Origin of the sequence: Aeromonas sp. (assembly GCF_050252055.1) — a bacterium.
Lineage (GTDB): Bacteria > Pseudomonadota > Gammaproteobacteria > Enterobacterales > Aeromonadaceae > Aeromonas > Aeromonas caviae.
On the sequence record NZ_JBFWLQ010000001.1, the window covers coordinates 593,797 to 612,647 of the forward strand.

General features: G+C 64.1%; 15 protein-coding genes and 1 pseudogene. 10 read left to right on the plus strand and 6 right to left on the minus strand.

From position 1 onward, the window contains the following. Window positions 1-72: 72 nt before the first annotated feature. From AB7E19_RS02635 to AB7E19_RS02645, 3 genes are read left to right on the plus strand one after another with little or no spacing between them, the layout of a single operon-like run. On the plus strand, window positions 73-1,437 hold the full coding sequence (locus AB7E19_RS02635) for a sucrose-specific PTS transporter subunit IIBC (protein ID WP_408818090.1): 1,365 nt from the start codon (window positions 73-75) through the stop codon (window positions 1,435-1,437). Next, on the plus strand, window positions 1,437-2,852 hold the full coding sequence (locus AB7E19_RS02640; RefSeq protein WP_427934587.1) for a glycoside hydrolase family 32 protein: 1,416 nt from the start codon (window positions 1,437-1,439) through the stop codon (window positions 2,850-2,852). The genes AB7E19_RS02635 and AB7E19_RS02640 overlap by 1 nt, the downstream gene beginning before the upstream one ends. Window positions 2,853-2,879: 27 nt before the next feature. After that, the gene (locus AB7E19_RS02645) at window positions 2,880-3,890 is read left to right on the plus strand and encodes a substrate-binding domain-containing protein (protein ID WP_427934588.1); all 1,011 of its coding nucleotides are present in this window, start codon (window positions 2,880-2,882) and stop codon (window positions 3,888-3,890) included. 78 nt (window positions 3,891-3,968) lie between these two features. Here the strand turns inward: AB7E19_RS02645 and AB7E19_RS02650 are convergent, their stop codons facing one another. From AB7E19_RS02650 to AB7E19_RS02665, 4 genes are all read right to left on the minus strand, one after another. Continuing rightward, the gene (locus AB7E19_RS02650; RefSeq protein ID WP_041213246.1) at window positions 3,969-4,697 is read right to left on the minus strand and encodes an MgtC/SapB family protein; all 729 of its coding nucleotides are present in this window, start codon (window positions 4,695-4,697) and stop codon (window positions 3,969-3,971) included. 182 nt (window positions 4,698-4,879) lie between these two features. After that, window positions 4,880-5,254 carry a hypothetical protein gene (locus tag AB7E19_RS02655; RefSeq protein ID WP_244060698.1) on the minus strand — a complete coding sequence of 125 codons (375 nt, stop codon included), beginning with the start codon at window positions 5,252-5,254 and terminating at the stop codon, window positions 4,880-4,882. A 371-nt stretch (window positions 5,255-5,625) separates the two neighbouring features. Further along, window positions 5,626-6,897, minus strand: coding sequence for an NAD(P)/FAD-dependent oxidoreductase (locus AB7E19_RS02660; protein ID WP_041214806.1), 1,272 nt, complete (start codon window positions 6,895-6,897; stop codon window positions 5,626-5,628). A gap of 52 nt (window positions 6,898-6,949) precedes the next feature. Next, window positions 6,950-7,135, minus strand: coding sequence for a YgaP family membrane protein (locus AB7E19_RS02665; RefSeq protein WP_041213243.1), 186 nt, complete (start codon window positions 7,133-7,135; stop codon window positions 6,950-6,952). Between the two features lie 85 nt (window positions 7,136-7,220). Here AB7E19_RS02665 and AB7E19_RS02670 point away from each other — a divergent pair, with 85 nt between their 5' ends. Genes AB7E19_RS02670 through AB7E19_RS02690 form a run of 5 tightly spaced genes read left to right on the plus strand, consistent with a single transcriptional unit; the run spans window position 7,221 to window position 12,615 of the window. Further along, on the plus strand, window positions 7,221-7,535 hold the full coding sequence (locus AB7E19_RS02670; protein ID WP_039039225.1) for an ArsR/SmtB family transcription factor: 315 nt from the start codon (window positions 7,221-7,223) through the stop codon (window positions 7,533-7,535). Then, the gene (locus AB7E19_RS02675; protein WP_042881673.1) at window positions 7,532-7,945 is read left to right on the plus strand and encodes a YeeE/YedE family protein; all 414 of its coding nucleotides are present in this window, start codon (window positions 7,532-7,534) and stop codon (window positions 7,943-7,945) included. Before AB7E19_RS02670 ends, AB7E19_RS02675 begins: the two co-directional genes overlap by 4 nt. A 13-nt stretch (window positions 7,946-7,958) precedes the next feature. Then, window positions 7,959-8,405, plus strand: coding sequence for a YeeE/YedE family protein (locus tag AB7E19_RS02680; RefSeq protein WP_322131465.1), 447 nt, complete (start codon window positions 7,959-7,961; stop codon window positions 8,403-8,405). Between the two features lie 39 nt (window positions 8,406-8,444). Beyond that, window positions 8,445-9,464, plus strand: a complete 1,020-nt coding sequence (locus AB7E19_RS02685) for an efflux RND transporter periplasmic adaptor subunit (RefSeq protein ID WP_427934631.1) — start codon at window positions 8,445-8,447, stop codon at window positions 9,462-9,464. Next, window positions 9,457-12,615 (plus strand): efflux RND transporter permease subunit, encoded by a 3,159-nt coding sequence (locus AB7E19_RS02690; RefSeq protein WP_427934589.1) that lies wholly within the window; start codon window positions 9,457-9,459, stop codon window positions 12,613-12,615. The genes AB7E19_RS02685 and AB7E19_RS02690 overlap by 8 nt, the downstream gene beginning before the upstream one ends. Window positions 12,616-12,648: 33 nt before the next feature. On the opposite strand, the gene AB7E19_RS02695 is transcribed toward AB7E19_RS02690, so the two are convergent. Beyond that, window positions 12,649-15,093, minus strand: a complete 2,445-nt coding sequence (locus AB7E19_RS02695; protein ID WP_427934590.1) for a diguanylate cyclase domain-containing protein — start codon at window positions 15,091-15,093, stop codon at window positions 12,649-12,651. 410 nt (window positions 15,094-15,503) lie between these two features. On the opposite strand from AB7E19_RS02695, the gene AB7E19_RS02700 reads away from it, so the two are divergent. Beyond that, window positions 15,504-16,517 (plus strand): lipoate--protein ligase, encoded by a 1,014-nt coding sequence (locus AB7E19_RS02700; protein WP_336590482.1) that lies wholly within the window; start codon window positions 15,504-15,506, stop codon window positions 16,515-16,517. Between the two features lie 176 nt (window positions 16,518-16,693). Beyond that, window positions 16,694-18,388, plus strand: a pseudogene (locus tag AB7E19_RS02705) (pyridoxal phosphate-dependent decarboxylase family protein). Window positions 18,389-18,462: 74 nt separating this feature from the next. On the opposite strand, the gene AB7E19_RS02710 reads toward AB7E19_RS02705, so the two are convergent. After that, the gene (locus tag AB7E19_RS02710; RefSeq protein ID WP_368178301.1) at window positions 18,463-18,840 is read right to left on the minus strand and encodes a copper-binding protein; all 378 of its coding nucleotides are present in this window, start codon (window positions 18,838-18,840) and stop codon (window positions 18,463-18,465) included. Window positions 18,841-18,851 lie beyond the last annotated feature (11 nt).

Consider the following 18,851-nt stretch of genomic DNA (forward strand, 5'->3'; position numbering starts at 1 on the left):
AAGCCCGGCTCGACAGCCCCTACTCTCATGTGACAAGGGCCCGCCAGCGTGGCGGGTCATAAGAGGAAGAATATGAATATCAGTGCGATAGCCCAGGATCTGGTGCCCCTGCTCGGGGGCAAGGATAACATCGTCAGCGCCGCCCACTGCGCCACCCGGCTGCGGCTGGTGCTGGCGGACGACAGCAAGGTGAACAAGGCCGCCATCGACAAGCTGGAGGGGGTCAAGGGGTGCTTCAGCAACGCCGGCCAGATCCAGGTCATTTTTGGCACCGGCCTGGTCAACAAGGTCTATGCGGAGTTCGTCACCCTGACCGGGACCGGCACCGCCAGCAAGGCGGAGCTGACCGACATGGCGACGGCCAAGCTGAACGTGGCCCAGCGTCTGGCGCGGACCCTCTCCAACATCTTCGTGCCCATCATTCCGGCCATCGTCGCCTCCGGCCTGCTGATGGGGCTGCTCGGCATGGTGCGCACCTACGGCTGGGTCAACGCCGACAGCGCCCTGTTCGTCATGCTCGACATGTTCAGCTCGGCAGCCTTCATCATCCTGCCGATCCTCATCGGCTTTACGGCGGCGCGGGAGTTTGGCGGCAATCCGTACCTCGGGGCGACCCTTGGCGGCATCCTCACCCACCCGGCCCTGACCAACGCCTGGGGCGTGGCCGGGGGCTTCAAGACCATGGACTTCTTCGGCCTGGATGTCGCCATGATCGGCTACCAGGGCACTGTCTTCCCGGTGCTCTTGGCGGTCTGGTTCATGTCCCACCTGGAGAAGCAGCTGCGCAAGCGCATCCCTGACGCCCTGGATCTCATCCTCACCCCGTTTTTGACCGTCATCATCACCGGCTTCGTGGCGCTGCTTTTCATCGGCCCCGCCGGGCGGGTGCTGGGGGATGGCATCTCGTTCGGTCTGAGCGCCCTCTATGAGCAGGCAGGCTGGCTGGCGGGTCTGGTGTTTGGCGGGACTTATTCCCTTATCGTCATCACCGGCATCCACCACAGCTTCCACGCCATCGAGGCGGGGCTGCTGGCCAACCCTGCCATCGGCGTCAACTTCCTGCTGCCCATCTGGGCCATGGCCAACGTGGCCCAGGGTGGGGCTTGCCTCGCGGTCTACTTCAAGACCCGCGATGTGAAGATCAAGGCCATCACGGTGCCGGCGGCCATGTCCTGCCTGCTCGGCATCACCGAGGCGGCGATCTTCGGGGTCAACCTGCGCTACATCAAGCCCTTCCTGGCCGGTCTGTTCGGCGGGGCCTGCGGCGGCGCCTACGTGGTGGCGGCCAAGGTCGGCATGACGGCGGTGGGCCTGACCGGCATCCCGGGCATGGCCATCGTCCAGCCCATGAGCCTCATCCACTACGTCATCGGTCTGGTGATCGCCTTTGGCGCCGCTTTCGCCGCCTCCTACCTGCTCAAGTACAAGGTGGAGTGATGAAGGAAAGCCATCTCCTGAACCTGGTTGTCCGGTCCCTGCTGGCCGGACAGCTCAAGGCGGCGGCCGATCCCCATCGGCCCCGCTGGCATCTGGCAGCCCCGGTGGGGCTGCTCAACGATCCCAACGGCTTCATCGAGCACGACGGGCGCTACCATCTTTTCTACCAGTGGAACCCGCTCGGTTGCGAGCACCGCAACAAGGGCTGGGGGCATGTCACCTCCACCGATCTGCTGCACTGGCAGCACGAGCCGGTGGCGCTGCTGCCCACCGAGGCCTATGAGAGCCACGGCTGCTATTCGGGCTCGGCGGTGAGCGACGAGCAGGGGCGTCTGACCCTTATCTACACCGGCAACGTCAAATACCCGGACGGCAGCCGCACCGCCTACCAGTGTCTGGCCCGCGCCGACGGTGCGGGGGGCTTTGCCAAGCTGGGACCTGTGCTGGACCTGCCCGCAGGCTACAGCGGCCATGTGCGCGACCCCAAGGTGTGGCACGACGGTCGGCAGTGGCTGATGGTGCTGGGGGCCCGCACCCTGGACGATCGGGGTGAGGTGCTGCTCTATCGCGGTGATACCCTGGATGCCTGGACGCTGGTGGGCCCCATCGCCGGCAGCGGGCGCGGCGGTCTCGGGGAGTTTGGCTACATGTGGGAGTGTCCGGATCTCTTCCCCCTAGGAGATCGCCATGTGCTGATCAGCTGCCCCCAGGGGATTGCCCCGCAGGGAGAGGATTATCGCAACCTCTACCAGTGCGGCTGGCTGGCGGGTGACTTCGATGGGACGCATTTCGCCCACGGGTCCTTCCACGAGCTGGACCGGGGATTCGAGTTCTATGCCCCCCAGACTACCCAGGATAGCCAGGGGCGGCGCCTGCTGTTCGGCTGGCTGGGGTTGCCGGAGGAGAACGAGATGAGCCAGCCCACTCTCGAGCACGGCTGGATCCACCAGATGAGCTGCCCGCGGGAGCTGTTCTGGCAGGATGAGTGGCTCTGCCAGCGGCCGGTGGCAGAGCTGGGCGCCCTGAAAGGGGAGCAGACCCGCTTCGAGGGGGCGCCGGATGAGCTGCCTGCCCTGGCCATCGACTCGGCCTGGCTCGATCTGGTGCTGTGCGGTGAAGGGCGCATCGGGTTCGGGGCCGTGGTCGAGCTGGTGTGGCAGCCGGGGCGTCTTGTCCTGCGTCGCCAGAACTGGCAGAGCGGGGAGTGGGAGGAGCGAAGCGCCCCCTGGCTTGGGGGCAAGATCACCGTCTTGTGTGACCGCTCCAGCCTGGAGTGCTTCGTCGATGGCGGGCGCCAGAGCTTGTCGACCCGTTACTTCCCCGGCGAAAACCCAGTACTTTCCGCACGTTGTGGTGGTGATGGCAGCAAAATTTGCCTCGATCACTGGCCGCTGGCGACCTGCCTAGTACAATAGCCCGGTCTCAGTGTGCCGGGAGGTCAGGTGGAGAAGAAGAAACGGATCACGATTGCCCAGATAGCCACGCTCGCGGGGGTCTCCAAGGCCACCGCCAGCCTGGTGCTCAACGGCAAGAGTGCGGAATACCGCATCGCCGACGATACCCGCAAGCGGATCCAGGCGGTGGCGGACGAGTGCCACTATCAGCCGAGCATCCACGCCCGCTCCCTGCGGGAGGTGCGCAGCTACACCTGGGGGCTGGTGATCCCCGATCTCACCAACTTCGGCTTCGCCAGCATCGCCCGTGCCCTGGAGGCCCGCTGTCGGGAGGCGGGGATCCAGCTGCTCATCGCCTGCTCCGAGGATGACCCCACCCTGGAGCAGCGGGTGGTGGACAACCTCATCAGCCGCCAGGTGGATGGCCTCATCGTCGCCTCCAGCGGCCACAGTGACGACATCTATGCCCGCATCCACGACCGCTTGCCGGTGGTGCAGCTCGACCGCCACATCGGTGAGTCGCGCCTGCCCATGGTGATCTCGGACGCCTGCAAGGCTACCGCCGAGCTGGTGCAGGAGATGGCCGAGGATTGCGGGGAGGAGATCTACTACTTCGGCGGTCTGCTGGATCTCTCCCCCAGCCGCCACCGGCTGGCGGGTTACGAGCTCGGATTGCACCGGGCCGGGCTGGAGGCCACTTCAGACCGGGTCCGCCACCGTGACTACCAGCCGAGCTCGGGTTATCAGCTGATGTCTGAGCTGGTGGACGAACTCGGGGCACCGCCGAAGGGGCTTTTTACCGCCTCTTTCACCCTGCTGGAGGGGGTGCTGCGCTACCTCAACGAGGCGGAACTGATGGAGACCGGCATGCGCCTGTGTACCTTCGACGATCACGATCTGCTCGACTGCATCCCCATGCGCATCGATTCCGTGGCCCAGGATTGCCCGGCCCTGGCCCGGGCCGCCTTCGAGATGATGCAGCAACTCATCGCGGGCAATCCCCCAGCCCAGACCGCCCAGGTCATCAACCCCAGGGTGCGCTGGCGCAGCCGCCGCTAGGCACACGGCTTCCCTTTCCTGTGAAAAAGCCCCGCCGGTTCCGGCGGGGCTTTTTGTGCTGCGACTGGTATGAGGGCGTCAATCGGTAATGCTGGCTCGCCAGAAGATCTGCTTGATGTGAGGGTGCTCCCCGAGCGTGTTCATCAGGGCATCGAGCTTGGTGCCATCGATGGCGGTGGCGAGCAGCGCCGCCGAGATCTCGAGATCCTGATCGCCGAAGGGGGTGATGTCGAGTTCGCTCAGGGGGTAGTGGGCCTGCTCCAGCATCTGCTCGAGCCAGGGCAGCACCTCCTTCTGGTGAGCGCGGCCGATGAGAGCGGTCACGTGATAGGTCACTTCGGTGTCCATGTTGTCCACCGGGTCACGGTTTATCTGGTTGACCAGGGGGCGCAGCAGGGTGTTGGCGGCCAGCACGAAGAGGGCGCCGAGGATGGCCTCCAGGGCGAACCCGGCGCCGCAGGCGGCCCCGACCGCGGCGACGCCCCACAGGGTGGCTGCTGTGTTGATGCCCCGGATGTTACCGGATTCCCGCATGATGACGCCAGCGCCGAGAAAACCGATGCCGGAGACGATGTAGGCCACCACGTGGACGACCCCGTAACTGCCGCCATGCAGGTCATAGATGCGCTGGGCCAGGTTGACGAACAGGGCCGCCCCCACGGCGACCAGCACGTTGGTGCGAAGACCGGCGGTGCGCTGGCGGTACTGGCGCTCCAGGCCGACCAGGCTGCCCAGCACGAAGGCGAGCAGCAGGCTGGCCAGGGTGTCGAGCAGGGCGAGAAAATCGAGTTGTTGCCACATTCTCATGAAGGGTCTCCTCCTGGGGATGCCGACCAGCCTGCTCCCCCGGGTTGTGTGAGAGATGGGGGGCAAGGTCGACATCGTGGTGAATGCAAGGGCGCGACCCGCCTCCTGACGGGGCGGGATGGCGCAGAACAGGGTACAGGCCCTTCACGGTTGCCCGGGAAGGACCTCGCCTCATTCGAGGGTCAATGCCTGGTGGCGTCGCCCCCGGCGCGGGGGCGCAGTTCCCAGCGTACCGGGTGGACAGCCCCGACCTGGTGGATGAACTGCACCAGATAGCGGCGCTGGGGCGGCGTGCAGTAGAGGCTCAGCACCAGCACGCGGCCTTCACCGCGCCCGGGCTTCAGGGACTGCAGAGGACTGAGTCCGGCCGGCTGCAGGGTGTGGCTCACCGCCGCCAGCACCTGCTCCATGTCGGCTCTGTCTTCGCAGCGGATGTGCAGCCGATAGAGGTGCTGACGTCGTCTGCCACGTTGCCAGAGTGGTCGCAGGCCCCGCCCCAGTCTGCTCAGCAGGGAAGGGGATTTGTCAGCGACAGGGTTGTTTGAAATCAAGCGCATAGCAGCCTCCTTTTGGGAAGCAGAAACTATGCAGGCAAGGTGTCGGGGGATGAGTCCGCGTCACCTGACGTCAAGTGTGAAAAGCGGGGAAAAGAGGGATCCACTTCTCGCAGGGTGGCGAGTCGCGGCAGAGAAAAACCTGCGGCTAGCTCGCGACCAGGGTGCCGACGACGAGGGTCGGCGTGCGTCTGTCACTTGATGAGTTGCCCACCGATGGTCTCCGCTAGTGATAAAGAGGCGACATGGTAGCCGATACGGCGGCCTGGGTAAACCCCGAGCCTTTGATAGCAACATATTGAAACATAATAAAAAAGAGATGAAAGCACCGGTGAAGGGAGCCCTCTTCCCTTCACCGGCGGGCCCTTGGGGGGTTACCGGGTCTTGTCGATGCCCAGGTATTTGAGCATCAGTTTTTCATAGATGGGTTCGGTGTCGCCCACCTGCATCTTGTGCAGGAAATACTTCTCGAACGCTATCTTGGCCAGGTGGACCCACTTCCCTTTCTTGAACCAGGCGACGTTGCGCGGCGGGATCTGCGGCATGGCCACGAAGGCGGCCCCTGTGTCCCCCATGTCCGCCAGACAGATGGCATTCCACACCGCCCGGGTGACCGGGGGCTGGCCGTCCAGCTCTGCCTTGATGTTGTGGCTCAGGGTGCGCACCATGGCTTCGATCATGTAGCCGGTCTTGGGCACCCCGGTCGGAACCGGCGTCTTGTGCTGGGGCGGGATGGCGATGCAGACCCCGGCGGCGTAAATCTGCGGGAAGACAGGGTTGCGCTGGTGTTCGTCGACGATGACGAACCCGCGGGGATTGACCAGCCCCTCGAGGCCCCGCAAGGGGCTGATGCCGGCGAAGGCGGGCAGCATCATGGCATGCTTGTAGGGGAGGCTGTGGGTGCGCTTGACGTTGCCATCTTCATCCAGCTCCTCCACCGTCATCACCCCATCCCTGGCCGCCACGGTGCGGGCATTGCAGATCCATTGCATGTCGCGCATGCGCAGCTCGCTCTCCAGCATGCCCTTGGAATCCCCCACGCCGTTGAGGCCGAGGTGACCGATGTAGGGTTCGCTGGTGACGAAGGTCATGGGCACGTCCTTTCTCACCTTCTTGTCGCGCAGGTGGCGATCGAGGATGAAGGCGTATTCGTAGGCCGGGCCGAAGCAGGAGGCGCCGGGCATGGCACCGACGATCACCGGACCCGGTTCGTCGAGCAGCCCGTTGACACTGTGCAGGCACTCCTCTGCGTGGGAGAGGGTACAGACGCTGGCGGTGCCGCCCGCCGTCGGGCCTGCTCCCAGCACCTCTTCAAAGGCGAGTGCGGGGCCGGTGCAGAGCACCAGAAAGTCGTAGTGCAGGTGCTGGCCATCGGAGAGGCGGATCTGCTGTTCGAGGGGTTGCAACCCGGTCAGGGCGGCGTGGATGAAGCGGATCCCCTTCTTCTTCACATGAGGCTCTATGGGGAGGGAGATATCCTTGCGCTCTCGCCACCGGACCGCAATCCACGGGTTCGAAGGGTTGAATTCAAAGTCAGGTTTGTCGTTCACCAGGATGACGTCGTGCTGCTTGCCGAGTTCGGCCTTGAGCTCGTAGGCGGCCGACATGCCCCCCAACCCTGCCCCGATGATGATGATGGTTGCCATAATGAGCCTCCGCTCTATTACACGGCTCCTGTGAGCCAATATGTCCGCCTGCCTATTTGAGCCCCATTCGCCTGAGCACGGCGGCGGCGGGACAGACCCCGGTGAACGCGCTCTGGATCAGGTTGACCCCGACAAAGACGCTCAACCAGACAAAGCCCGGGTGGACCCAGGCCGTGAGCAGCAGCGACAGCAGCAACATGCCACCTGCGACCACTCTGACTCCGTTATCGACGGTCATTTCTCGTCTCCTTTTGTTTAGTGATTGCTAATTTAGAGTTGTTTTATACAATAGAACAAATATCAGCAATTGCTAATTTAATCTTATGAGCCACTTCGACGAGATGAACCGACATGCGACAGCCGCCGCCGGCCTGCTCAAGGCGCTGGCTCATCCCGAACGCCTGATGGTGCTCTGCCAGCTGGTGGAAGGGGAGAAGGGGGTCGGGGAGCTGCTGGCCCACAGCCAGCTCGGGCAGTCGGCCTTCTCCCAGCAACTGTCGGTATTGAAGCGCCAGGGCCTTATCCGCTCGCGCAAAGTCTCCCAGCAGATCTACTACTCCCTGGTGAGCGAGGCGGCGGCCGATGTGCTGGCGGCGCTGCAAACCCATTTTTGTCACTCAGATGAGGAAATTCGATGATGGAAAGCCAATGGCTGCTCTCGTTGGGGGGCGGCATGCTGGCGGGGCTCTCGGCCCTGATCCTGATGTTGTTCAACGGCCGGGTGGCCGGGATCAGCGGCATTCTGGCCGGTGCAATGCAGTACAAGACCCCCTGGCGGGTGCTGTTTCTGCTGGGATTGGGACTGGGGGCCTGGCTGGCGCTGACCCTGGGTTGGGCCACCATGCCCGCCTTTGATGCCTTGCCCGGCTGGCCCGTGGTGCTGCTGGCCGGCCTGCTGGTGGGCATCGGCACCCGTCTTGGCAATGGCTGCACCAGCGGTCACGGCATCTGCGGCATGGGGAGGCTGTCGACGCGCTCCGTGGTGGCGACGCTCACCTTTATGGGGATGGGCGTGGCGACCGTGTTCTTTACTCACCACATGTTTTGACGGGTTGATTGCCATGAAATTGCTGACAAGTGTGTTTGCGGGTCTGTTGTTCGGGCTGGGAATGGCCCTCTCCGGAATGATGGATCCGGCGCGGGTCACCGGGTTTCTCGATCTGGCCGGTGCCTGGGATCCCAGCCTGGCCTTCGTGATGGGAGGGGCCCTGGCTGTCTTCATGCCGGGCTACTTCCTGCTGGTGAAACCCCGTCCCCTGAGCCTGCTGGGGGAACCCATGGCCCGGGTTCCCGCTCCCGTGCTGGATCGCCGCCTGATTGGCGGGGCCGCACTGTTCGGGATCGGTTGGGGCCTGGTCGGCATCTGTCCAGGGCCTGCCTTGAGTCTCATTTCCAGCGGACAGCCCATGATATTGTTGTTCATCGGGGCCATGGCGGCCGGGATCCTGCTGGTGGACAAGGTCTGGAACAGGGTGCTGGAGAAGGCTCGCCAGCACCGTATTGCCTGAGTTTTCAAGGTGCCCATGAGCCAGGGAAGGAGAATCATGATGAACACAATCCGGTTGCTGGTGACCACCCTGCTGGTCATGACATCCACCCTGGTGGCGGCCGAGGAGGCCAAGGGGCCGCTGACGCTGACCCCGCAGCGCGTCACCGACTGGCTCACCCTGAGCGGTACCGTGAGCGCCATTCATCAGGGGACGGTCGCGGCCCAGACCAGTGGCCGCGTCTCCCGCATGCTGGTGGATGTGAACGACGAGGTACAGGCCGGGCAGCCCCTGCTCGAGATAAGCGGCAAGGAGCAGTCTGCCGCCGTGACCGGCGCCGAGGCGCGGGTGGCCAGGGCCCAGGCCCAGCAGGTGGAGGCCGAGCGCCAGCTCACCCGTTATCAGGCCCTCATCGCCAAGGGGGTGATCACCCGGGCCCAGCTCGACAACGCCCAGGCAACGGATCGGGCCGCCCGCGCCGAGGTCAATGCCGCCGAGGCCGCCCTCATCCAGGCCCGGGAAGCCTACGGCTATACCCGTATCCTCGCCCCCTACGCCGGGGTGGTGACCAGGCGGCTGGTGGAGCTGGGGGAGACGGTGGCCCCCGGTACGCCGCTGCTATCCGGTTTCTCCCTTGGCGAGCTGAGGGTGGAGCTGGAGCTGCCCCAGTCCGCGCTGGCTCTCGCCGGCCAGCCGTCGGATGTGCAGGTGCTGCTGCCCGGTAGCAAGGCCGTGACTCCCGTCAAGCTGACCTGCTTCAACTACGCCGACAGCCAGAGCCACAGTTTCCGGCTGCGCCTCGATCTGCCGCCGAACACGACAGGGGTGCTGCCCGGCATGTGGCTCAAGGTGCAGCTCAAACAGGGTGAGCGTCAGGTGTTGCAAGTGCCGGAGCCCGCCCTGCTGCGGCAGGGGGAGTTCAACGGCGTCTACCTCAAAGAGGGGGAGGGCTGGGCCCTGACCCCGGTGCGGGTCGGCCACTGCGAGGCTGGGCTGTGCGAGGTCCTGGCGGGTCTCAAGGGCGGTGACACCCTGGCCCCCGATGCCTGGACCCGTCAACAGGAGGTGCCCCATGAGTAGCGATCTGAACGGCAGCCATGGCCGCCTGGGGCCGGCGGGTCGGCTGGCGGCCCTGTTTCAGGGCTCGGCCATCACCCCGTTGCTGGCGCTGGTGGGGCTCTTGCTCGGCCTCTTTGCCGTGCTGGTGACCCCCAAGGAGGAGGAGCCCCAGATCGATGTCACCTTCGCAGACGTCTACATTCCCTTCCCGGGGGCCAGCCCGGCAGAGGTGGAATCCCTCGTCACCACCCCTGCCGAGCAGGTGGTCTCCCAGATAAAGGGGATAGATACCCTCTACTCCTTCTCCCAACCCGATGGTGCCCTGCTGGTGGTGGTGTTCAAGGTAGGCGTGAGCCGGGAGCAGGCCATCGTGGATCTCAACAACCAGCTCGACTCCAACCGCGACTGGTTGCCACAGGGGATCGGAGTCGGTCAGCCACTGGTAAAACCCCGGGGGATCGATGATGTGCCCATCGTCAGTCTGACCCTCTGGAGCAAGCAACTGGGGGCCCCCGATCTGACCCGGGTCGCCCACGAGCTGGAGACCGAACTCAAGCGCATTCCCGGTACCCGGGACATCTACAGCCTGGGGGGCCAGCGCGCCGTGCTGCGGGTGATGCCGGACCCGGCGGCCCTCAGCGCCCATGGCATCAGCTGGGGCGAACTTAGCCAGCGTCTCTCGGCCGCCAACCGGGTGGGCAGCGAGCAGGCCGTGGTGCAGGATAACCGGGAAATCAAGGTGCAGGTGGGGCAGTTCCTGCAAAGCGAGCAGGAGGCCCGGGAGCTGGTGGTGGGGTTGCACGACGGCAAGCCCGTCTATCTCGGTGAGGTGGCCCGGGTGGCGCTTGGGGAAGAGACCCCGGTCCAGCGCAGCTGGATGGGGCAGGGGCAAGCCAGCTACCCGGCGGTGACCCTGGCCATCGGCAAGCAGCCGGGGCAGAACGCGGTGGAGGTGGCCAAGCGGGTGGAGGCTCGGGTCGAGAGCCTCAGGAACCGGCTCATCCCGGCTGGCGTCGAGGTGACGGTGACCCGTGACTACGGCGTCACCGCCGAGACCAAATCCAACACCCTCATCGGCAAGCTCATCTTTGCCACCACGGCGGTGGTATTGCTGGTGCTGGTGAGCATGGGGTGGCGCGAGGCGCTGGTGGTGGGGGTCGCCATCGTCATCACCCTCGCACTGACCCTGTTCGCCTCCTGGGCATGGGGCTTTACCCTCAACCGGGTGTCCCTCTTTGCGCTGATCTTCTCCATCGGCATCCTGGTGGATGACGCCATCGTCGTGGTGGAGAACATCCACCGCCATCGCGGCCTGGGCAAGGGGTCCCTCAAGGATCTCATTCCGGGCGCGGTGGACGAGGTGGGGGGGCCGACCATACTGGCGACCCTGACCGTCATCGCGGCCCTGCTGCCCATGGCCTTCGTCAGTGGCCTGATGGGCCCCTACATGAGCCCCATCCCCATCAATGCCAGCATGGGGATGCTTATCTCCCTGCTGGTGGCCTTTATCTTCTCCCCCTGGCTGGCCAATCACCTGCTCAAGCGCGAGGGGCATGTCGCCCACGGGGAGGCCAAGGCCGGGCTCTTTCACCGTCTGATGACCCCTTTCCTGATGGGGGCGGGTGCCAAAAGAGCGAGACACAAGCTCTGGCTGGCCATCCTGCTGCTGGTAGCGGGCGCCGCCGCCATGCCGGTGGTGCAGTGGGTGGTGCTCAAGATGCTCCCCTTTGATAACAAGTCTGAATTCCAGCTGGTGCTCGACATGCCGGAGGGGGCGACCCTGGAGCAGACCGAGCGCACCCTGCTGGCGGTGGGTCGGGAGCTTGCCAGGGTGCCCGAGGTGAAGGATTACCAGATCTACGCCGGCACCGCCGCCCCCATCAACTTCAACGGGTTGGTGCGCCACTACTTCATCCGCAGCGGCGCCAACGTGGGGGACATCCAGGTCAATCTGGTGGACAAGCATGAACGGGATCGCAGCAGTCATGAGATTGCCCGGTCGGTGCGTGCGCCCTTGCAGGCCATCGCCAGTGCGGCAGGGGGCAACCTCAAGGTAGTGGAGGTGCCCCCGGGACCGCCTGTCTGGTCACCCATCGTCGCGGAAGTGTATGGCCCGACGCAGGCCGCCCGTGAAGCCGCTGCCCGCGCCGTACAGGCCCGCTTCGTGGCCACGGCGGACCTGGTGGACGTGGACATCTATCTGACCGACCTTCAGCCCAAGTGGCGGCTGGTGGTGGATCGCGCCCAGGCGGCCCTGCTCGGGGTCGATCTCGGGGATCTGGTGGCGACCCTCAACGGGGGCGTGGGTTATCAGGATGCCAGCTGGCTGCAGGGGCAAGGCGCCAAGTATCCGGTACCGATCCGCATCGAGCTCGCCCCCGGTGACAAGCGGGATCTGACCGGCATCCTGGCTCTCAAGGTACGCAGCCAGAGCGGCCAGCTGGTGCGGGTCTCCGAGCTGGTGAGCCGTCGTGACGAGGTGGCCCCCAGCTACCTCATGCACAAGAACATGCAGCCCATGGTGATGGTGGTGGCTGACATGGGCGGCCATGCCGACAGCCCGCTCTACGGCATGTTTGCCGCCGGTGCCGACATCTCGCTGCCACAGTATTACGTGCATCAGCCCGACAAGCTGGGGGAGGTGGCGCTCTTGTGGGACGGGGAGTGGAAGATAACCTACGAGACCTTCCGCGACATGGGGCTAGCCTACGGAGTGGGGATGATCCTCATCTACCTGCTGGTGGTGGCCCAGTTCCGCTCCTATCTGGTGCCGCTCATCATCATGGCCCCCATTCCGCTCACCCTCATCGGGGTGATGCCGGGTCATGCCCTGCTGGGGGCCCAGTTTACCGCCACCTCGATGATCGGGATGATCGCCCTGGCCGGGATCATCGTGCGCAACAGCATCCTGCTGGTGGATTTCATCGAGCAGCAGCGGGCGAGTGGCGTGGCGTTCGAGCAGGCGGTGATCGAGGCGGCGCAGGTGCGAGCCAAACCCATCATGCTGACGGCGCTGGCGGCCATGATAGGGGCGCTTTTCATCCTGGATGACCCCATCTTCAATGGCCTCGCCATCAGCCTTATCTTCGGGATCCTGGTTTCCACCCTGCTCACCCTGGTGGTGATCCCGCTGCTCTACTACAGCCTGCTCGTTCGCCGAAGTCAGAGGTAAACACAGGGGGCACGTGCCCCCTGTTTTCTGGCATCACACCGCCTCGCGGGCATCGCAGGTTTTCATCAGGGGGAAATAACGGCGATCCGCCTGGCTCATGTGACCCACGACCAGCTCCTGGATGATGAAGTTGAGCAGGGCATCGTTGCCAAGGGTGCCCGCCTGTGCGGCCGCCATCAGCTGACCGGCTTTTTTCAGCAGATGCTGGTGCTCCTGGCGATGGGCCGCCAGCTCCTCATAGCCGTATTGCGCGAGGACTTGCTCTTCGAGGAGGAAGTGCTGGCGCGCTACCTCGAATATCTGCGCCATGTCTGCCAGCAAGGCATCCGGATGGATGCCGGGATCCTGCATGTGCTCGAGCAAGCGGTTGGCCAGCAGGTAGAGCTGGCGGTGGTCCGCATCGATACGGGGGTGGCCGCATGCGTGGGCGGGCTGCCATTGCAGGGTGCCGGGGAGGGGCTCCTGCCCGGAGGAAAACAGGCAGACCCTGCCCCGGCCATGGTGCTTGGCTTGATACATGGCCTGATCGGCGTGGTGCATCAGGGTCTTGGGGTCGGTGCCGTGATCCGGATAGAGGGCGACCCCTATGCTGCCGGAGATGCGCAGCGCCTGCTGCTCAAGCTGGAAGGGGTGATGCAGGCAGTGGTGCAGCTTGTCGGCGACCGCGAGGCCTGAGGCATCCGTATCGGGCAGCATGATCACGAATTCGTCCCCCCCAAGGCGTGCCACCAGATCTTCTTCCCTGACGCACTCCCCCATGCGCTCGGCCACCAGCTTGAGCAGCAGGTCGCCGGTTTCGTGGCCGAAGGTGTCATTGATGGGCTTGAAGTGGTCGAGATCGATGAAGACCAGGGCCAGGGGCTGCTGGGGAGCCTGCTCCAGGGTCTCCTTGAGCCGCTGTTGCAGCAGGCGGCGGTTGGCCAGGCCGGTGAGGGGGTCATAGAAGGCGAGGCGGCGCATCATCTCCTCCCGGGCCGAACGTTCGGTGACATCCCGGGTCACCCCCAAAATGGCGTCCGGTCTTGTGCTGGCGCTGCCATGCAAGGTAGTGACCGTCTCGATGGCCACCAGATGACCCTGCTTGTGGCGCAGCTGGGAGTGGATGACGCACCGGGTCTGCCCATGATCCCCCCGTTGCCAGGCCTCGAGGGAGGCGGTGATGCCGTCGCGAAGCTGTTTCCAGGACTCATCGGGGAGCAGCTGGCGCAGGGAGAGGGCAAAGAGTTCGGCGGGCTCATAGCCGCTCAGGGACGCGATGGCGGGGCTGATGTAACGAAAACGCAGGCTATTGGTGTCCATGGTCCAGATCACGTCGCCGCTGTTCTCCGCCACGAAGCGGTAGTGCTGCTCGCGCTGGGCCAGTTCCCGGGTGAGCCGCTGTCGGTCACTGGCCTCTTCCCGCAGACGCAGATAGAGGTGCAGGAAGACGCCGAGCAGTGCCAGCAGGGAGAAAGAGATCAGCATGGCGATGGCCACGCTCCTGTCGAGCAGTTGGCGCTGCTGACGAAGGCTCGCCTGGGTACTGTTGTAGAGGAAGGAGGTGAGGTTGGGCACCGCCTTGATCATCCCGGCCTCCTGGTAGGTGCGGACGATCTGCTGCCAGCGATCCTGCTGCATGTAACCGGGCTCGATGATGTCGGGCTGCATCAGGGTCCGGGTTTCACGGGCCTCGAAGGCGAGCGCCTCGCGCCCGGCCCCGCTGGGGTAGTGCTCCAGGATCAGGTTGATCATCTCCTCGGGATGATCCATGGCATAGCGCCACCCCTTGAGGCTGGCCTGCAAGAAGCGCTGGACCCGCTCCTGCTGGTTGATGACCTCACTCTCCGAGGTGAAGAGGTTGTCTCCGTAGAAGTCGTAACCGATGTCGCGGGGGCTGAACACCCGGAAGGGAATGCCCTGTTGCTGCAGGGTGAAGGGCTCGGTTGTGCTGTAAGCGCTGATGACGTCCGCCTGGCCCCTCAGCAGTGCCTGTACCCCCCGCTCGTAGGGCAGGGTCTCCCACTGCCGGCTGCGGGTGTAGCGATGCAGGTAGGTGAGCAGCTCGTTGGAGCCGGGGTCGAGCATCAGCCGCTTGTTGGCCAGATCGCCCGGGGTCTGGATATCCGGCCGCTCCAGGGTGATGAGCATCAGGGGGGAGTGCTGCAACATGGCGGCGAGCACCACCACAGGGCGACCTGCTGCCCGGGCCAGCAGCAGATCGCTGCCGCGGATGCCGAACTGGGCGCGACCCGTGGTGACTTCATTGATGACGTCGGTGCCCGGCCCCGCCTCCCGCAGGGTGACCTGCAGGCCGGCCTCCCGGTAGAACCCCTTGGCGATGGCGGCGTAGTAACCGGCAAACTGGAACTGGTGCTGCCAGGGAAGCTGCAGGATGACGCGCTCATCCGCCCTGAGGTGAGCCGTGGTCAGGGTGGCAATCATCACCCAGAAGGGCAGAAGCCAGCGTACAGGCTGGCGAGATGCATCGGACTCCGTCATACCGCTGTTCTCTCGGGAGGTGCTCTTCTGGCTAGAGTCAAACAATTTCCTGTTATTCGCAAGGGGAGCAAGCCCCAATAAGATGGGGCGCGGGAGGCATTAAAAGTCATTTTTGTGTCATTCATCACGTCAATGGGCGTCACGGCTCATTTTGAAACCTTGTTGACTCGTCACCGGCCGGTGAAAAGGGCATTAGGTATCATTCCAGGAGGGATGGCTGCCGCCTCTCTTCTCGCCTGTTAATGACAAACTGCGTGTTTTCGGCAATTCCCTCTTATCTTCTCCTGTCGTATCAGAAGTTGATGCTCTTGTCCGTATCGGGTGTCGACCTGTGGCGGTCGGGGGACGCCTTCCTTCGTTCAGGGTGGTATGGTAGTCATCCGTTTCCTGTTTCCCGAGAAGGTCCTGTCATGTCTTCCTTGCGCCTGCTGCTCTCCGACTCCCACGATCCCCTGTTCAACCTCGCGGTGGAGGAGTGCATCTTTCGCCAGATGGACCCGGCCCAGCGGGTGCTGTTCCTGTGGCGCAACGACAATACGGTGGTGATAGGCCGGGCCCAGAACCCCTGGAAGGAGTGCAACACCCGCCGCATGGAAGAGGACGGGGTGACCCTGGCCCGGCGCAGCAGCGGGGGCGGCGCCGTGTTCCACGACCTTGGCAACAGCTGTTTCACCTTCATGGCGGGCAAGCCCGGCTATGACAAGAGCGTCTCCACCACCATCGTCATTGATGCCCTCGCCAGGCTCGGTGTGAGTGCTTTTGCCTCCGGGCGCAACGACCTGCTGGTGGCGACCCCGGACGGGGATCGCAAGGTGTCGGGTTCGGCCTACCGGGAGACCCATGATCGCGGTTTTCACCACGGTACCCTGCTGCTGGACGCTGACCTCGGCCGCCTCGCCCACTACCTCAATCCCGACCCCAAGAAGCTGGCGGCCAAGGGTATCAGCTCGGTGAGAAGCCGGGTGGCGAACCTTGGCGAGCTGTTGCCTGGCCTGGGTCATGAGCAGGTGGTGCAGGCCCTGTGCGACGCCTTCTTTGCCCATTACGGTGAGGTGGTGCCGCCCGAGCACATCTCCCCCGAGCGGATGCCCGACCTGCCCGGCTTTGCCGAGACTTTTGCCCGCCAACGCAGCTGGGAGTGGAACTTCGGCCATGCTCCCGCCTTCAGCCACCTGCTGGAGGAGCGTTTCCCCTGGGGCGGGGTCGAGCTTCATTTCGACGTGGAAAAGGGGGTGATAGGACGGGCACAGATATTCAGTGACACCCTGGACCCTGCGCCCCTGGATGACCTGGCCGCACGCCTGCCCGGGGTGGCATATCGTCCCGAGGCCATCGACGAGTTGTTGCGTCAGTGGCGGGCGACGTTTTCGGCCAACCCCGAGCTGGAAGGGTTTTCGGCATGGCTGCTGACCGCCCTGCGCTGACCTTGCCCATGCCCAGGATCACAAGATGAACAGGGGAAAAGAGGGGAGAGGGGGCACGGCGCCCGTCAGGGCGCCAACATGACAAAAAGTAGGGCAGATCATTAGTTATTGTCTCTGTTGATAGAGGTGTCACTGGAGTATAAAAACCGCACCTCAGCAGTATCAATGGTATAAAAATGAATCACTTGGTCTATCTGAAAGATGAGGGCGTCAACGCCGTCTCCCCTGAATTCGCCCGCCGTTTTGCCACCGTCAAAGCCCACTTCTTCTCCCGCAATCCCGATCTCTGGCCGGTCTTTCGCGAGCCCGGCTTTGCCACCCTCAACGAGTTTCGCGCCCGTGGACTGGCGCCGGATTCGCGGCTCACTGCCTGGCCCGATGGCCGCGCCCGTCTGGCGGATCTCTGCGAGACCATGCCGGTGCCAGCCACCATGCGCACGCCGGGGGAGCCCATGGCCGAGCTGCTGTTTGCCGGCGCCTTGTCAAAGGACTGGGAGAACCCCTCCAGCGTCGAGAACGTCATCACCATGTCGGCGGATCCCGCCATCTATGGTGCCCAGATGGGCATATTGGCCAACCCCAACCTGGTCTACTCCGAATACGCCGGGGTGGCGGAGGAGCTGGAGAAGAAGGTGGTGCGCCAGATAGCGTTGCTGGCGGGTTACGACCCGGCCCGCGCCACCGGCATCTTCACCCAGGGGGGGACGTTTTGTAACCTCTACGGCTACCTGCTCGGCATCCGCAAGAGCCTGCCACAGGCCAAGCACAAGGGGCTAGGCCATTATCAGGACTACCGCATCATCAACTCCCAGGGCGGTCACTACTCCAACATCACCAACCTCTCCCTGCTCGGGGTGGACATCGAGAACAAGACCATCCGCATCCAGGTCGGCGAGAACAACGACATCGATCTCGACCACCTCGAGCGTACCCTGACCGCCTGCTTTGCCCTTCATCACGTGGTGCCCACCATCATGCTCACCATGGGCACCACCGACACCTTCGGGGTGGATAGGGTCAAACCCGTGGTCGAGCTGCGGGATCGCCTCTGCGAGCGCTTCGAGGTGGCGGTCAGGCCCCACATCCACGTCGACGCCGCCATCGGCTGGTCGATGATCTTCTTCCTGGATTACGACTTTGCCGCCAACCCGCTCGCCATCAACGCCGCCACCCTGGCGGGGATCGCGCGCAACGTGAGCCGCTTCGCCTAGCTCAGATACGCCGACTCCTTCACCGTGGACTTCCAGAAGTGGGGCTATGTGCCCTACACCTCCAGCCTGGTGATGATAAAAGAGCAGAGCGATCTCAAGGCGATGGAGAACGATCCGGAGAACTTCTCCTACTTTGAGCGGGACATCCAGGGTCAGACCCACCTGCAATCCACCATCGAGTGCTCCCGTGGGGCGAGCGGCCTGTTCGGTGCCTATGCGGCCCTCAACTACCTGGGGGTGGAGGGGTATCGCACCGTGCTGGCCCACTGCCTGCAAAACGCCAACTATTTCCGCTTCCGGTTAAGCCAGCTCGGCAACGTCAAGCTGGTGGCCCAGGAGAATCAGGGGCCCAGTGTCGGCTTCAAGATCTACAACCCCGAGTGGGTGCAGGACCCGGAAGCCGAATTCGCCTTCGAGCTGGCCCGCAGCCCGGATGCGGCCTACAAGGCGCGGCTGGCCCGCAACACCGAGTACCACCGCAGCCTGTTCAAGGGACGCGGCAAGGTGGGGCTCTACACCAACTGGGTGGAGGCGGTGGCGCACTCGGAATACGACGAGCGTGGCAAGTACTCCTATATCGCCGGGGAGAAGGCGGTCTTTATGAACCCCGCCTGCACCCGCGAGCAGATCGACGCCTTTATCGCGCATATTCGTGGCTGACAGAGCCACATGTTGTGATGTCATAAATAAAGACGGCGGGATAATCCCGCCGTCTTTTACTGAAATCAGTCTGCTTACTGTTTCTGGATGGCGGTCACGGTGAGCTTGCCGGCCGGGTTCTCGGCGTGAAAGCGCACCGCATCCCCCACCTTCAGATCCTTGAGCAGGGCCGGATCGGCCACCCGAAAGACCATGGTCATCGCTGGCATCTTGAGGTTCGCGATGGCCTCATGCTTGATGCCGACCTTGCCGTTGGCGGCATCGAGGCGGGTGATGGTCCCCTTGATCAGGGTCTGCTCGGTTTGCATGGCGGCCATGTCGTGGCCCTCATGGTTCATCCCCTCCATTTGCGCCATGTCGTGCCCCTGGTGGTTCATCATCTCCTCTGCCTGCAGGCTGGTGTGGGTGGCAAGGCCCAGCAGCAATGTCAGGGTCAGCGTCTTGTAGTTCATGGTGTTTTCCT

Excerpts from the sequence above, each read along its gene's own strand:
- AB7E19_RS02635 (WP_408818090.1), top strand. The coding sequence starts at position 73 with ATGAATATCAGTGCGATAGCCCAGGATCTGGTGCCCCTGCTCGGGGGC.
- AB7E19_RS02640 (WP_427934587.1), top strand. The coding sequence starts at position 1,437 with ATGAAGGAAAGCCATCTCCTGAACCTGGTTGTCCGGTCCCTGCTGGCC.
- AB7E19_RS02650 (WP_041213246.1), bottom strand. The coding sequence starts at position 4,697 with ATGAGAATGTGGCAACAACTCGATTTTCTCGCCCTGCTCGACACCCTG.
- AB7E19_RS02655 (WP_244060698.1), bottom strand. The coding sequence starts at position 5,254 with ATGCGCTTGATTTCAAACAACCCTGTCGCTGACAAATCCCCTTCCCTG.
- AB7E19_RS02660 (WP_041214806.1), bottom strand. The coding sequence starts at position 6,897 with ATGGCAACCATCATCATCATCGGGGCAGGGTTGGGGGGCATGTCGGCC.
- AB7E19_RS02665 (WP_041213243.1), bottom strand. The coding sequence starts at position 7,135 with ATGACCGTCGATAACGGAGTCAGAGTGGTCGCAGGTGGCATGTTGCTG.
- AB7E19_RS02670 (WP_039039225.1), top strand. The coding sequence starts at position 7,221 with ATGAGCCACTTCGACGAGATGAACCGACATGCGACAGCCGCCGCCGGC.
- AB7E19_RS02675 (WP_042881673.1), top strand. The coding sequence starts at position 7,532 with ATGATGGAAAGCCAATGGCTGCTCTCGTTGGGGGGCGGCATGCTGGCG.
- AB7E19_RS02680 (WP_322131465.1), top strand. The coding sequence starts at position 7,959 with ATGAAATTGCTGACAAGTGTGTTTGCGGGTCTGTTGTTCGGGCTGGGA.
- AB7E19_RS02685 (WP_427934631.1), top strand. The coding sequence starts at position 8,445 with ATGAACACAATCCGGTTGCTGGTGACCACCCTGCTGGTCATGACATCC.
- AB7E19_RS02690 (WP_427934589.1), top strand. The coding sequence starts at position 9,457 with ATGAGTAGCGATCTGAACGGCAGCCATGGCCGCCTGGGGCCGGCGGGT.
- AB7E19_RS02695 (WP_427934590.1), bottom strand. The coding sequence starts at position 15,093 with ATGACGGAGTCCGATGCATCTCGCCAGCCTGTACGCTGGCTTCTGCCC.
- AB7E19_RS02700 (WP_336590482.1), top strand. The coding sequence starts at position 15,504 with ATGTCTTCCTTGCGCCTGCTGCTCTCCGACTCCCACGATCCCCTGTTC.
- AB7E19_RS02710 (WP_368178301.1), bottom strand. The coding sequence starts at position 18,840 with ATGAACTACAAGACGCTGACCCTGACATTGCTGCTGGGCCTTGCCACC.